Origin of the sequence: Pseudomonas sp. MYb193 (genome assembly GCF_002966775.1) — a bacterium.
In the GTDB taxonomy this organism is placed as follows: Bacteria; Pseudomonadota; Gammaproteobacteria; order Pseudomonadales; family Pseudomonadaceae; genus Aquipseudomonas; species Aquipseudomonas paracarnis.
Genome location: NZ_CP023269.1, coordinates 2,152,552 through 2,167,390, shown reverse-complemented (window position 1 = coordinate 2,167,390; position 14,839 = coordinate 2,152,552). Strand labels below are relative to the sequence as shown.

Below are 14,839 nucleotides of genomic sequence, written 5' to 3'. Positions count from 1 at the left end.
TCATGGAGAATTTCGACACGGACAGCATGAACGCTTCGCTCGAGAGCGAGTAAAGCGGCTCTGTTCTTCTGCAGGGCGGCTATTAAGGATGGGAATGAAACGAATTTTGATACTGTTGCTGGTTGTGGGCATCGCTGGCTGTGCTGCAACCACAAAAACAGAAGTGAAACGGGGTAAAAAAGGGCTGCATATCAACTGTTCTGGCCTGTCCTCCTCCTGGGACCAGTGCTACACCAGTGCAGCCAACTCATGCGGTGCCAAGGGCTACCGGGTGATAGCCAAATCCGGCGACAATTCCGAGGAGCCTGGGGACTATCCCTTCGGCCTCAACCCTGCTGGCTATACCAGCCGCAGTATGATCGTCATCTGCAAATAGCTGCCCGAGCAGTCTTTCCTGACTGCTCATCTTAAATTCCGGCCAATTGCGGCACGAAGGCTAAACTCCTGCTCGATCATCGAGCCAATGGAGTTCCCATGCCGCACAACAAGAAAATCGTATTAGTAGTGGGTGCCGGTGACGCGACCGGCGGCGCCATAGCCAAACGTTTTGCCCGCGAAGGCTACATCGCCTGCGTCACCCGTCGCAGCGCTGACAAACTGCAGCCCCTGGTGGACAGCATTCAATTGGCAGGCGGTGAAGCCCATGGCTTTGCCTGTGATGCCCGCAAAGAAGACGACGTGATCGCGCTGGTCGAGCAAATCGAAACCGAGCTGGGGCCTATTGAAGCGTTCGTCTTCAACATCGGCGCCAATGTGCCGTGCAGCATTCTGGAAGAAACCGCACGCAAGTACTTCAAGATCTGGGAGATGGCGTGCTTCTCCGGTTTCCTGAACGCACGGGAAGTCGCCAAGCGCATGGTCACGCGTAACCGCGGCACTATCCTGTTCACCGGCGCCACCGCCGGCTTGCGCGGAAGCGCGGGGTTTGCCGCCTTCGCTGGCGCCAAGCATGGGATACGTGCCCTGGCACAGAGCATGGCGCGGGAGTTAGGCCCGATGAACATCCATGTCGCCCATGTGGTGGTCGACGGAGCAATCGATACCGACTTCATTCGCGAGAACTTCCCGCAAAAATACGCCCTCAAGGATCAGGACGCCCTCCTCAACCCGGACCATATTGCCGACAACTACTGGTTCCTGCATCGCCAGCCACGGGACGCCTGGACGTTCGAACTGGACCTGCGCCCCTGGAACGAAACCTGGTGACTCCCTCTATAACAATAAGTAGTGAGTACAGACCATGAGTAAAACCCTGGAGTTCTTCTTTGATCTCGGCAGCCCCGCCACTTACCTGGCCTATACCCAGTTGCCGGCGCTGTGCGCCAAAACGGGCGCACAGGTGGTGTATCAACCGATGCTGTTGGGCGGTGTATTCAAGGCCACGGGCAATGCCTCGCCGATCATGGTACCCGCCAAGGGTCGCTATATGCTCGATGACCTGACGCGTTACGCCAAACGCTACAACGTGCCGCTCAGGTTCAACCCACACTTTCCCATCAATACCTTGGTGCTGATGCGCGCCGTCACCGGCATTCAAATCCACCAGCCTGAGCGTTTCCTCGACTTCATCGACTGCCTGTTCCGCGCACTCTGGGTGGAAGGCTGTCACCTGGGCGACCCAGAGGTCGTGGCCAATGTGCTCACCGAACAGGGGTTCGATCCCGAGCAGGTACTGGCCCTGTCCAATGATGCAGCCGTCAAGGACGCTCTCAAGGACAAAACCGAACAAGCCATTAAACGCGGCGTGTTCGGCGCTCCCAGTTTCTTTGTAGGAAACCAGCTGTTTTTCGGCCAGGACCGTCTGGACTTTGTGCGTGAAGCCCTCAGCTAGATGTTGATTGCGGCCGGCAATGCCTTGGCCGCAACCGATCAAATCGCCGCAGTGCGCACCTGCAACCATTCAAGCGCTGCACCCTTGAGCAGCGGGCTCAAACGCTCACGCACCTGGGCGTGATACGCGTTGAACCATTCACGCTCATCCGCCGTTAGCAACGACGGCTCCAGGCAGCGGGTATCAATCGGGCACAGGGTCAGGGTTTCGAACTTGAGAAATTCGCCAAACTCGGTCTTGCCCGCTTCACGGTTCAACACTAGGTTCTCAATGCGCACGCCCCAACGGCCAGGGCGATAAGTACCCGGCTCAATTGAAGTGATCATCCCTGGCTGCATCGCCGTTTGTGGCGCCGCAGCAGCCTGATAGGCAATCACCTGCGGGCCTTCATGTACGTTGAGGAAATAACCTACGCCGTGGCCCGTGCCGTGACCGTAGTCCACGCCTTCTGCCCAGATCGGCGCACGGGCAATGGCATCCAGCAACGGTGAAAGAATGCCCTTGGGGAACTGCGCACGGGACAGAGCGATCACGCCCTTGAGCACTCGCGTGCAATCGCGTTTCTGCTCCTCACTCGGTGTACCGATAGGCACCATCCGCGTGATGTCCGTGGTTCCGCCCAGGTACTGGCCGCCGGAGTCGATCAACAGCAAGCCATCACCTTCGATCAGCGCATGCTCTTCTTCGGTGGCATGGTAATGCGGCATCGCGCCGTTGGCGTTGAAGGCGGCAATGGTGTTGAAACTCAGCGATACATAGCCGGGGCGGCGGGTACGCGCAGCGGTCAGGTGCTCGTCAATCGTCAGTTCGGTAATGCGCTCACGGCCCAGGGCGCTATCGAGCCAGGCAAAGAATTCGCACAGCGCCGCCCCATCCTGCTCCATGGCTTGGCGGATATGTTCCGCGTCCGCCAGGCTCTTGCGGGATTTGGCCAGTGTGGTGGGGTTGAGGCTTTCAACCAGCTTGACGCCCGCGTCGAGGTTTTCCAGCAAGCCGGCGGTGACGCGGGCGGGGTCTACTTGCAAGCTTGCACCCGCCGGTACCGCTCGCAGCGCTTGCGCCACCTCGCTGTAATCACGCAGGGTCACGCCATCCTGCTCAAGCACCGCCCGCAGTTGCGCATCGACCTTGCCCAACGCCACAAACAAAGTGGCCTGTTGCTGATTGATCAAAGCAAAGGACACAAACACCGGATTGAACGACACATCAGCGCCGCGCAGGTTGAATAGCCAGGCGATGTCATCCAGCGTCGCGATGAAATGCCAATCGGCGCCCTTGTCTTTCAAACTGGCACGCAAGGCGGCCAGTTTCTCGCCACGACTGACGGTGGCTTGGGGCGGCAGATGCTGATAGATCGGCTGGTTCGGCAACGCCGGGCGGTCTTGCCAGACTTCATCGAGCACATCGATATCGGTACGCAGACGCGCGCCACGCTCGGCTAATTTGCCACCCAGGGTACGTGCCGAGGCCACGGCCATGACCGCACCGTCCACCGCCACCACGCCACCCTCAGGGGTTTGCTCGGCCAGCCACTCCAACGGTCCAGGCTGACCCGGTTGCAGCTTCACCAACTCGATACCGCTGCCCTTGAGCTCCTTGGTCGCTTGCTCCCAATAACGGCTATCCGCCCAGACCCCGGCAAACTCCGCCGTGACGATCAGGGTGCCCACCGAACCATGAAACCCGGACAACCACTGGCGCCCTTGCCAGTAACCCGGCAAATACTCGGACAAGTGCGGGTCCGCCGACGGCACCAGCAGGGCGTGAATGCCTTCGCGGCGCATCAGTTCACGGGTATGCGCCAAGCGCTGGGGAACCGTTCCATGGGTCAAAGGCTGCGTACTCATTGTGTCTCCTGCTAACCACTAATAATTGTTATGTATTGCAAATGAAGTATCAGACAGCCCAGAACGCTGGTGCGCTGGCCTGTACCGTCTTGATCAATTGCACAGCGTCGTCGATATCCCGCTCGGTGGTGAACCGGCCCAGGCTCAAGCGAATAGTGCGACCAGCGCTGCGGGCATCATGCCCCAGGGCCACCAGGACGTGGGACGGTGCATTGCTAGCCGAATTGCACGCTGAAGTCGCCGAAAAGGCAATGCCCGCACTCAAGGCGGCAGCATTGAATTCGCCTTCGCTGAACGTCAGGCTGAGAGTGTGGGGAATACGCTGGGTTGGGCTGCCATTGAGGCGTACTCCGGGAATCGAAGCCAACTGCTCCAACAAGCGCTCACGCAAGGCCACGATCTGCGCCTTTTCCTCAGCAAAGTACGCCGCCGCCAGAGCGAACGCCGTGCCCATGCCCGCAATCTGATGCGTCGCCAGGGTGCCCGAACGCAAGCCACCTTCGTGGCCGCCGCCATGAATCTGTGCCAACACTTTCTGCTGCGCACGAGGCCCAACGTACAGCGCGCCAATGCCTTTTGGGCCGTAGAGCTTGTGGGCGGAAAAAGACATCAAATCCACCGACCACTGCGCCAGGTCAATGGCAACCTTGCCCGCCCCCTGTGCCGCATCCACGTGAAACAGCGCGCCCTGCTCACGCACCCGCGCGCCGATAGCCGGAATGTCGTTAAGGGTGCCCAGTTCATTATTGACCAGCATCAACGACACCAGGAAGGTGTCCTCACGCAATGCCTCACTGACAGCCTGAACGCTGATCAAGCCATCGGCATCGGGCACCAGATAGGTCACAGCCACGCCGGCTTCCTGCAACTGCCGCGCGGTGTCGAGTGTGGCCTTGTGCTCGATCTGGCTGGTGATGATATGCCCACCCGCCAGCCCTCGCGCCTGGGCCACCCCTTTGATCGCAAGGTTGTTGGACTCGGTGGCACCGGAAGTCCAGACAATTTGCTCAGGCTGGGCGCCGACCAATTCGGCTACCTGCCGTCGCGCCTGCTCAACCGTTTGCCGGGCCGCCTGGCCGAATGCATGGGAACTGGACGCAGGGTTGCCAAAATTGGCATTGAAACCCAGGCATTCGACCATCACCTGGATAACTCGCTCATCCACTGGCGTGGTGGCGGCATAGTCGAAATACAACGGACGTTTATTCATGGCGTAAAACTCGCAGAGCGTGTTCCCGAGAGCGGCGTCCCGGGGGCATCGAACAGAACAGAGGTCGTCAGGTTTAACTGATCGAGTGCCATTGAAGAAGAACCACGTGATGTAAATGTGCGTAGGAACGCTCCTGATTTTCAGCTTAACAGGCTCAAAGGCGATTGGGTGCAAATGCAAAAAGCCGAAAAATCCGCCATACGGATTTTTCGGCTTTTAGTGCAGCGCCAGGCGACTCAAACGTTAGTAAACAACCCGCTCACCGGATCGATGTTTCCGTTGTAGGGCACAACGGTTCCGGCTGCCCGGGCGATGGTGGCCCAGATTCGCTGCATATCGACCATTTTATTGCCAATGACCGGGTTGCCTTCTTGTTGACGATCACCCTGGGTCGTGATGTTGAAATAGCGTCCTGCGCCATCGCCGCTCTTCAACAACCCGCTGGCCCCGCCCATCAGTACCAGCGGCATATCCTTCGTATGCTCGGGGGCACCATCGGCCATCTCGCTGGTGAATACCACAAGCGTGTGTTCAAGCAGGCTGTCACCCGGCACGTCGGGATCGGCACGCTTCGCCAACTCGTCCATGAACAACTTGGCTCGCTGGGTATACCACTGCCGGGATCGTTTCCATACGTCCAGCCCGGCATAACGATGGGCGCAATCATGGGGGTTGGTCACATTACTGACGTCCAGGATATTGAGCGACTCCGCCGAGCGCCCGACTTGAATCGTCGCTACACGCGTGATGCCACACCCCAGCGCTGTGGCAACCACCTGATGGTGGTGATGCTGTACCTGGTTACGAAATTCCGCAGATTTGAACGGCAACGTGTCCATCTGCAAAGGCGAACATTCGCCAATGGGTGGCAGAGTTTCTTCCATGTCTTTCATGACCTGCTCAACCGAATCAAGCTGCATATCGAGCTTCTGTTTTTGCGCCCCCGCAAGCCTGCCTCGCAGCTCGTTGATATCCGCCAGCACCGGATCAAATACATGCCTGTTCCGCACCTGCTGCTCGCGCACCTCACGACTGACCGTGCCAAAGATTTTCTCGTACATCAACACCGGGTCCTGCTCAGGCCTGCGCATTGCGCCGCCATTTTCCGGCCCTTCCCAGGATACCTGCCAGGCGGTCCCGTCAATGCCTGAATGCGGTCCGGCAAAAAGACTCCGCTGGGACGGATCGGTCCCCGGCATATGGCGGCCAAGCAACACATCAATCGACGCCATCTTCTTCTCACGGTCGCGCAACGCCCACGTCCAGCCGTTATGGCCTTCATTGCCGGGGCCCAGAATCGTGCCACGCAGGTACAAGGACTGGTTTTTATAGGCCGCAAGCTCCTGGCTGACCTCGTTGAGCTGGAAGTCGGAAGTGTCCAAAGCTTCGGCAACGGGATGCCAGAGGCCTCGACCATCACTGGAATAGGCGGTTGCAGAGTCGACTGCCAGGCCATCAGGTACCACAAAGAAAACCACCTTCAACCTGGCCTGCTGGCTTTGCCCAGCCAAGGCCATGCGCGCCAGGCCACACTGGGTGAGCGGGCCGAACACACCTACCGCAGCCAGGCCGGTCAGAAAGCGACGACGACTTTTCAAGATATCCATGATCAATCCCTCTGCGTCTTGAATTGGAACGCGTTGGAGGTGCCCAGCGTGCGCAGCATTGCTGGTAATGAGCCATTGCCCTTCAGCCCGTCGATCAATGCCTTGACCGTTGCGGAAGTGGACTCGTCGGATTTGTTGCCCGAAGCGAAACGGAAATAGCTATCCGCCATGCAGAACAGAGACGCCGAGTTGTGCGCGATCAGCTTGGAGATACCTCGCACATCGTCGATAGGCACTGTGCCATCAGCCCCGATGAACGGACCGGACGACTTGATCGGCAACTGCACAGGGAACTGCGCGTAGTTGTAGGCAGGCTCCTGCTGGCGATAGCGCCCGGCAGCGTCGTAATGCTCCATCGAGGCACCGGTGTCGTTCATGTACTGATGGCACTGCCAGCAACGCCCCTGCGAAGCCTGCTCACCATTGATCAAGTCCCAGCGCTCGCGGGTACTGATCGCACGCGCAGGGTAGGTCGGCTCCGTCGGTTCGGCTTCGACCGGCGCACCAAACTCCCGGCAAAAAAGCTGCTCGCGAATGGCAATGCCGCGCTTGACCAGTGAGGTGACCTGATAGTCAGAGGTAGAGGCCTGAAAAAGCCCCAAGTGCAACAAGCCACCCCGTTTCTCATCCACCGCGACTTTATGCAGCGTGTCACCCGTTACGCCGCCGATACCGTAGTGCTCGGCCAGCGCCTTATTGAGGAACGTCACACCGGGGTTGAACAGCTCGTCCAGCGTCCCTTTGCCGTCAAGCATCACATGACGGGTCAACAAGGCCTGCTCCTGGGTCATCAACTGGATCATCTGTGCACTCAGGCCGGGCTTCTCCTGCACCCCGCGCTGAGTCTTGATGTAGTAACTGATGAACCGATTGAACTGCTCAAGCCCACGCTCAGTGCGCATCATCCGGTCTATTTCTGCGCTGATTTGCTGCACTGTCTGCAGCTCGTTGCGCTCTGCCTTGGCCAGCAGTTGCGCGTCCGGAGTGGTGCCTTGATAGGTGTAGGACAATGCGGTTGCGGTCTCATACGGGGTGAGCTTGTAGACCTCGGCCTGCCCCGCGACAGCCTGGCCCAACTCCGAGCGATACAAGAAGTTGGGCGACAACAGCAGCGCAGCGATCAGCGCCCGCTCGCCGTGTTCATCCAACACCGCCTGATAACGCGACAACTCTGACGGACTCAAATGACGGCGGAACACTTGATAACTCAGGGCACTGACCTCAAGGGTACCGGCAGTGGATTTGAAGCGTTTTACACGTTGAGGTGCCACCTGCTCGGCAATCGACACCGCCATGTGATACAGCAGCTTGGTGTCTTCAGCCTGCAACAGCCCTTTGCTGGATTCGCCCGGAAACTTGAAGTCCTTCTCGGATTTATCCGCCGGCAGCTTCTGGGTATTGACCTCCACGCCCAGTATGTCCTTGATACTGGCCGCGTATTCATCGCGCGTCAGCAAGCGCAACTGGCGCTGACCGTGAGCCTCGCTCGGGCTCAGGAAGGGCGCCCACACCACCTCAAACAAATGCTTGCTGATCTCGGTCGCACAGGTGGTGTCGCAGTGCCCGGCCACTGGCATGGTTTCGATGTTCGACACCAACTTCTCCTGGCCGGCAGCGCTCCAATGCACCGCCATACGTAGGTTTTTGAAGTATTCCACCGCATGGCATTTGGTGCAGGATTCAGCAAGCACCGTCTCGCCCAACTTCGGCTCACGACGGTAACTGATAGGTGTCAATTGCTCGTCCTGGCTTTCTTCGTTGATAAACAGCGATACCTTTTCCGGCTGGGGCATTTCCTGGGAGTAAAAAGGAAAAGTGATCTCGTAATTCCCGTAGTCCAGAAGCTCAGTGACACTCTCCCCCCATGGCACCTGCACCACTTTTTTAGGCGTGTTGCTCGTATAGTCCTTGAGCTTGAGGGTGAAATGCCAAGTGGGGTCCGTTACCGACGCAGGCTTGGGGGGCGCCAACACCGTGACCTTGACATCCAGCTTGATCGGCCGCTCACGGTACTGCATGTTCAACATGTGTTTGTTGTTGTCTTCAGACAAGGTGAACGAAGTATTGCGCGTCTGCGGAATCCAGTTTTTCACATCGTTGAGCCGAACCTGATAAGTACCGTAAGGCAAACCCTTGAGGACCAATGCCGCATAACTGTCAGCAGGGTTGAAGGATGCATGGAACTGACGGGTATTACCGCCCGGAGAGATCAGCGTCCCACTGATCATCTCACTCTCCAGCTCAGGTGCCGGCGCTAGTGCCGGCTGCAGGGTCAACGTTGTATCCGGCAAGCCCGCAGGGTCATAACTGACGCGATAGATCACCCCGGCGACGTCATCGGAGATCAGCAGGCTGTTGTCCGCTAGCGCCAGGAAGTCAGCCGGCCGGCCAATGCAGGAGTCATCCAGGCAATACACATCGAAACGCAGTGGGTCCTGGATAAACCCGTTGATCAACGGGATCTGATTGACCACCCGCGTTCCGTCCTGGATCGAGACGAGTCGCACATCCATACCCGGCCGCTCGGCCGTACCCGCCCCATGCACGGCAACCAGCATGTTCTGCGAACGTGTGCGAGCCGGGTAACCACTCCAGAACTTCAGCCCCAGGGGTGCGGTGTTGGTCCCCAATTCAAAGGCGGCCGGCACATAGTCTTTCGGGTCGACCTGCTGCTGGGATTTATCGGAAACAATCGCGCCCTGGACCAAGGGCGGCTGGATCACACCCGGGTTACCAAACTCCTCATCGGTGAAACCCGGCGTGCCTTTGCCAAACAGATAGGGCACGCCGAAGTGCAGGCTTGGGCCGCTGATGCGGTTGATTTCGTCGGGGTTGGGGTAGCCCTGGCGGTTGTTGTCGGTGAACCAGATTTCACCGGTCTGCGGGTTCCAGTCGAACCCCACAGAGTTGCGCACCCCTTTTGCAAGAATCTGCGCTTTACCGGTCACGGTGTCGTAACGCAGTAACGTGCCGTAACGCGGGTCAGGCGGGATCATGCACAAGTTGCAAGGAATGCCAACGGCGGTGTACAGGCCAGTGTCGGTGGGATCCAGCGGGTTGAAATGCAAAGGATGCTTCATATGCCAGAAGCGCGTGCTGGAACCAGACGCCACGGAAGGCAGAGGAAATGGCGCATCATCGGCGGGGAATTTGAACACCAGTTCAGGCGAAGGATCCTTGTAATGCGCATCGGCATCGCGCAAACGATAGAGACCGCCAGTGGTCGAGTAGTACAAATCACCGTCGCGATACACCACACCGTGCGGCTCCTCCAACCCGCTGGCAATCACGTAGATGCCGGTAGGTTTGCCGGCATTGTCCAGGGGCAAGGCATAGATCATATCGGCGATTTTCCCGTCATAGACGTAGGACGGAATCGCACTGGAGCCCACATAGAGGACGCTCTTGCCCATCGCCATCTGCCGAGGCTGTATCAGCCCCTGGGCAAACAATTCAATCTTGACCCCTGGCAGGCCGCTGAGCCTGCCCACCTGCACCGGTGGCCGATACTTCAGGGTGACCGCCTGTTCCTCACCCTCCTCTCGCAGGAAGGAAACGATACGCGGTGTGTTCAAGGGCACAAACCCACCAGCGGGGTTCATCACCAGTTGGTAGTCGCAGGCCTTCAGGTTATCGAGGTGAATGGTTTCGCCGGACTTGGCACTGATCGGGATCTCCTCGGCTTTGCAGCGCAATACACCAGTGACTACCTGATCGGCCCGCGCCACGCCCGGGGTTGGCTGGCTGATCGGCCCCCGACCGCTTAACGTGCTGAAGTTCAGGGTCAGACGGTTACCCTGGAAGCCACCGCATTCCCCCAGATCCTTCCAGGCATCGCCCCAAATCTCGACACCATGAGAGGATGGCTGCCCGGGGTTGTAATCGGACTGGTTGCACCATTGCCAACTGCCCGGCCCGTGCGGCGACTTGTCAGTATCCTTCCAACATTCGAACTCGTGGGTTTTGTCCTGCTGGTTTTTGTTCTGCACCTGGTCGCCTTGTTCGTAGACGGTCCCAGCTTCGTAGGCGGGTGCCGTACAGGCCGCCGCCGAAACCTCCACACTCAGCAACGCGAAGACCAAGCCGGACAAACCCCAACCACAGCGCGAAACAAGCAAACCCCACCCGATCGACATCCTCATGATCACCAGCCTCAATGGCAGGCCAGGCGTATTTCTATCGAAGAAAGACTGCGCAGTTTCACGATCCCGTCAGAAAGCACCCAGCACGGAGTCACGCGCCGCGAACGGCTGGCGCAACCCGAAGTACATTCAATTTGGAATGTCTTGCAATGCTATTCCACAGCGAAACTACGACATGGCACGAAGCCAAAGAGACAGGAAAAATCAGACACTCGACTCAACCATCCGCCTGCATCATGCAGCCGTGATGCGTTGCTAAGGCTAAGTTCTAGCCGAAAGATATCAGCTCGTCAAACCGGAAGACGTACCTCTCGTCACCCGGCTCTCAACTCGCACGGCCGCTGCGCTGTGCAGCGCGCTGTGCGTTCATTTCAGCCTGCTGATCAAAGCCAAAGGTTTTCTGTGGCTGGCCAGTCAGGGCAGCACGCTGCTGTTGGTATTCATCAAATGACAACCCGCGACGACTCAACGCTTCCAACGCCAACTGTTTGGTTTCTTCTGCCGTGTAAGGGCGCATCTCAGGTGAAGGGTGAGTCGCGCACCCGGCGAGAACAGAGATGACAAACAGTAACGAAATAGCGAGTAGACGGTTCATGGCGGCGGTCCTGCTGAGAAGGTTTCGAGTCAATGAACACAGGCTACTCCCGCCCCCCTGCCATGAAAAATCAACGCCCGTGATAGTCGCTATCAACCGTTACAGCAGGTTCGATAGCGCGCCCCACATATTCACTTTAGATCTATAAATATTAAAATACATTCATTTACGGAATAAAACCAACCCTTTATAAGTGGCGTCACGTAGCCCGACTGTTCGCCACGCAACGGTCGCCATGGCGACAGCCCTTCAACGAGGTGCCCATGCAGTTGTTGACTCTACCGCCCTCCCCCACACTCGCGACCTCGATCCGCGCCACCGCTCAGGTCTTTGAGGACCCTAAATCCCAGGCCTTGCTCAACCACATCCAGCAAGTGGCGCCCAGCGACGCAAGCGTGTTGATCATCGGCGAAACCGGTACCGGCAAAGAGCTGGTGGCGCGCCATATCCACAACCTCAGCGCGCGGCGCAACCGGCCGTTCATCGCGGTGAATTGTGGGGCCTTCGCTGAATCCCTGGTGGAAGCCGAGCTGTTCGGCCATGACAAAGGTGCCTTTACCGGTGCCCTGAGCGCCAAGGCCGGCTGGTTCGAAGAGGCTGACGGCGGTACCTTGTTCCTCGATGAGATCGGCGATCTGCCAATAGCGATCCAGGTCAAACTGTTGCGGGTGTTGCAGGAGCGTGAAGTCGTACGCCTGGCCTCGCGCAAAAGCATTGCGATTGATGTGCGCGTGCTCGCCGCGACCAACGTACAACTGGAAAAGGCCATCAACGCCGGGCATTTCCGCGAGGACCTCTACTACCGTCTCGGCGTGGTCAGCCTGGAACTCAGCCCGCTGCGCGAGCGCCCTGGCGATATCCTGCCGCTGACCTGGCACTTTATCGAAGTCTACCGTCGGCGCCTGGGCTACGGCCCGATCACCATCAGCCGTGAGGCCGAGCACAAGCTCAAGAGCTACAGCTGGCCAGGCAACATCCGCGAATTGGAAAACGTCATCCATCACACCCTACTGACCTGTCACAAGGGCGTGATAGGGCGCGACGATTTGCGCCTGTCGAACATGCGTATCGAGCGTCAGGACGACAACCCGCACCACATTGATAACAGCGCCGAAGCCTTGCTGGCGCGGGCGTTTCAAACGCTGTTCGAGGAACAGGCCGGCGCCCTGCATGGAAAGGTCGAAGACGCACTCTTACGTGCGGCCTACCGCTTCAGCCATTACAACCAGGTGCATACCGCCAACCTGCTGGGCCTGAGCCGCAACGTCACGCGCTCGCGCTTGATCAAGCTCGGCGAGCTGGCGGTGAACAAACGTCGACCTGGCGAAAACGTGCAGGGCGGGCGGATGCTGCATTTATCCATTTAGGCGACAGTGCAGCGCGTTGTCATGGCTGCGCTCGAAGCTTTGCAGCACCTGGAACGAACCGAAGGTCACCGCCGTTGCCTGGTGGGCGCGAATCAGCGTCCAGAAATCTTCGCCGCGCTGCTCGAAGTACTTGAACGCCGCCTCGCCATCTGCGCGCGATTGCCATTGCAAGTAATTGAGCACCCGCCGGCCGTCCTCGCTGACCTGCACGCTGGCACTCAGAAAACCATCGTGGCCCTCGGCCAGTCGTTCGCTTTGAGTGGACAAGGCCGCCACCAGGGCATCTTGCTGCTGGGGGTTGATCTGAAACTCGATCAATTGAGTGAAGCTACGACACTTCTCCGATACCTGCATGAACACTCCCCTCTCTTTGTAGGCAGAATCTTGCGATTCGATGCCCCGCAGGGTAAAACCTCTAGTTAAGTCGAGGTCAAGCACTGTTTGGGAGATGTTCATGCTCAATAAGGAACTCAGCGTCGGGCAGCTCGCTGCTCGCAGCGGCGTAGCGGTTACTGCCCTGCACTTCTACGAGGCAAAAGGGCTGATCAAGAGCAATCGCAATGCGGGTAACCAGCGGCGTTATCCACGGGATGTATTGCGGCGCGTAGTGGTGATCAAGATCGCCCAGCGCTTGGGCATTCCGCTGGCTACCATTGGTGAGGCATTACGCACCTTGCCCGATGAGCGCGCACCCAATGTTCACGACTGGGAGCGCCTATCGGCGTTGTGGCGTGAAGATCTGGATGAGCGCATCAACAAACTGGTGCTGCTGCGCGACAAGCTCAATGGCTGCATCGGTTGCGGGTGCTTATCGATGGAGGCGTGCCCGTTGCGCAATCAGGACGATAAGCTCGCTGAGTATGGGCCGGGCGCCCAACTGCTGGAGCCCACCACACCGCCTTGATAAAAGCACCTCGTCGGTTGCCCGCAGGCCACGCATCACGTGGCCTATAGTGAAATGTTCATACCTCGACTCAGGGAGAATGTCATGAACGTTAAAGCTATTCCCGACGGTTATCACAGCCTCACACCTTATATGGGCATCGACAAAGCGGGCGAGGCCATCGATTTCTACAAAAAAGCCTTTGGCGCCACGCAAGTCATGCGCCTGGACATGCCCGACGGCAGGGTGGGTCATGCCGAACTGCGGATTGGTGATTCGTCGCTGATGCTCGGTACGCCCTGCGATCAAATGGCCCTGCGCAATCCGGATGAGCGCACCAGCATTGGTCTGCATCTGTATGTGGAAGATGTGGATGCACAATTTCAACGAGCGGTTGATGCCGGCGCCACCGCGGTGTCCGAGCCGAAGGATCAGTTTTATGGCGACCGCTCTGCGAGCGTGAAAGATCCGTTCGGTCATCTCTGGTTCCTGGCCACACACAAGGAAGACCTCACCGAGGAGCAGATCCGCCAGCGCGCCATGGAGTTGTTCAAGCAAGGCTGATAGTTGCAACGCAATACACATCCCATGTGGGAGCTGGTTTTGCCTGCAATGAGACGACTCGGTGCATCCGTTGGATCGAGTCGATGTCATCGCAGCATAGGTATCTACACAACTTTGTAGGCTGTAGTAGCCGACGGTAACCACGATGCGAAGCGAGACGCTCTTGATCTTGATCTTGATCTGCTTTTGATCTTAGGCGCCCCGTTAAACCACGCTGGCCGGAATTCGACAGGGATTTGGGGGGTAAACCGGCAGGGATGCCGGTTTAGCCGCCCCGCGCCATGGATGGCGCGTGGCGGCGACCCCCCAAATCACTGGCGGATTACGGGCACACCGAGCCTGGGCGAGGTGCCGAGTGGTGGGGCAAGAGCCCTTTGGTTACTTTGGGGCTTTTCCAAAGTGACCCGCCGTCAGGGCGGAACCCTAAGTGGCCGTTACCGCAGGAATGGATATGTACACGGTCCGACTGTGTTGACTGTCAAGCCGTCTTCGCAGGCAAGCCAGCTCCCACAGTTGGATCGCGGTGCGTCAGTTAGATCAGCGTCGGCTGCCAGGCCGTCGCGGGAGCAAGCTCCCTCGCCACAGGTTTAGCGTCGTACCGAAGTTGTGTAGATACCTATGGTCATCGCAGGCAAGCCAGCTCCCACAGGGTTACGCCATACCCTGAATGCAATCCTGAAACATTTTCTTTCATATACGCCTTAGGGATTTCTCATTCTCATCCGTCTTAACTTAGATACAGCCTGTCGCGTCAGCAAAAGCTACGACTGGCCTTTTCCGGGCCTCCATCGCC

Annotated in this window: 12 protein-coding genes; 6 read left to right on the top strand and 6 right to left on the bottom strand. The window is 58.3% G+C overall.

What is annotated here, in order from left to right:
- Positions 1-94: 94 nt before the first annotated feature.
- From CLM72_RS10250 to CLM72_RS10240, 3 genes are all read left to right on the top strand, one after another.
- Positions 95-376 carry a hypothetical protein gene (locus CLM72_RS10250; protein ID WP_003190182.1) on the top strand — a complete coding sequence of 94 codons (282 nt, stop codon included), beginning with the start codon at positions 95-97 and terminating at the stop codon, positions 374-376.
- Between the two features lie 98 nt (positions 377-474).
- On the top strand, positions 475-1,206 hold the full coding sequence (locus CLM72_RS10245) for an SDR family oxidoreductase (RefSeq protein WP_105226345.1): 732 nt from the start codon (positions 475-477) through the stop codon (positions 1,204-1,206).
- Positions 1,207-1,240: 34 nt separating this feature from the next.
- Positions 1,241-1,831 carry a 2-hydroxychromene-2-carboxylate isomerase gene (locus tag CLM72_RS10240; protein ID WP_105226344.1) on the top strand — a complete coding sequence of 197 codons (591 nt, stop codon included), beginning with the start codon at positions 1,241-1,243 and terminating at the stop codon, positions 1,829-1,831.
- Between the two features lie 38 nt (positions 1,832-1,869).
- On the opposite strand, the gene CLM72_RS10235 is transcribed toward CLM72_RS10240, so the two are convergent.
- The 5 genes from CLM72_RS10235 to CLM72_RS10215 form a co-directional block, all read right to left on the bottom strand.
- The gene (locus CLM72_RS10235) at positions 1,870-3,678 is read right to left on the bottom strand and encodes an aminopeptidase P family protein (RefSeq protein WP_105226343.1); all 1,809 of its coding nucleotides are present in this window, start codon (positions 3,676-3,678) and stop codon (positions 1,870-1,872) included.
- A 49-nt stretch (positions 3,679-3,727) separates the two neighbouring features.
- Positions 3,728-4,888 carry a cysteine desulfurase family protein gene (locus tag CLM72_RS10230; protein WP_072448078.1) on the bottom strand — a complete coding sequence of 387 codons (1,161 nt, stop codon included), beginning with the start codon at positions 4,886-4,888 and terminating at the stop codon, positions 3,728-3,730.
- Positions 4,889-5,124: 236 nt separating this feature from the next.
- On the bottom strand, positions 5,125-6,495 hold the full coding sequence (locus CLM72_RS10225) for a DUF1552 domain-containing protein (RefSeq protein ID WP_105226342.1): 1,371 nt from the start codon (positions 6,493-6,495) through the stop codon (positions 5,125-5,127).
- 2 nt (positions 6,496-6,497) lie between these two features.
- On the bottom strand, positions 6,498-10,631 hold the full coding sequence (locus CLM72_RS10220; protein WP_256595351.1) for a DUF1592 domain-containing protein: 4,134 nt from the start codon (positions 10,629-10,631) through the stop codon (positions 6,498-6,500).
- A gap of 331 nt (positions 10,632-10,962) precedes the next feature.
- Complete coding sequence (locus CLM72_RS10215) at positions 10,963-11,232, bottom strand: hypothetical protein (protein WP_105226340.1); 270 nt, start codon at positions 11,230-11,232, stop codon at positions 10,963-10,965.
- A gap of 263 nt (positions 11,233-11,495) precedes the next feature.
- Here CLM72_RS10215 and CLM72_RS10210 point away from each other — a divergent pair, with 263 nt between their 5' ends.
- Entirely contained in the window at positions 11,496-12,599 is a 1,104-nt protein-coding gene (locus CLM72_RS10210; RefSeq protein WP_105226339.1) for a sigma-54-dependent Fis family transcriptional regulator, read from the top strand.
- Here CLM72_RS10210 and CLM72_RS10205 read toward each other — a convergent pair.
- Positions 12,588-12,953 (bottom strand): antibiotic biosynthesis monooxygenase, encoded by a 366-nt coding sequence (locus CLM72_RS10205; protein ID WP_105229110.1) that lies wholly within the window; start codon positions 12,951-12,953, stop codon positions 12,588-12,590. The genes CLM72_RS10210 and CLM72_RS10205 overlap by 12 nt on opposite strands.
- 100 nt (positions 12,954-13,053) lie before the next feature.
- Between CLM72_RS10205 and soxR the strand changes: the two genes are divergently transcribed.
- Complete coding sequence (gene soxR, locus CLM72_RS10200) at positions 13,054-13,503, top strand: redox-sensitive transcriptional activator SoxR (RefSeq protein WP_034127251.1); 450 nt, start codon at positions 13,054-13,056, stop codon at positions 13,501-13,503.
- A gap of 84 nt (positions 13,504-13,587) precedes the next feature.
- Positions 13,588-14,046, top strand: coding sequence for a VOC family protein (locus tag CLM72_RS10195; RefSeq protein WP_105226338.1), 459 nt, complete (start codon positions 13,588-13,590; stop codon positions 14,044-14,046).
- Positions 14,047-14,839: the final 793 nt, after the last annotated feature.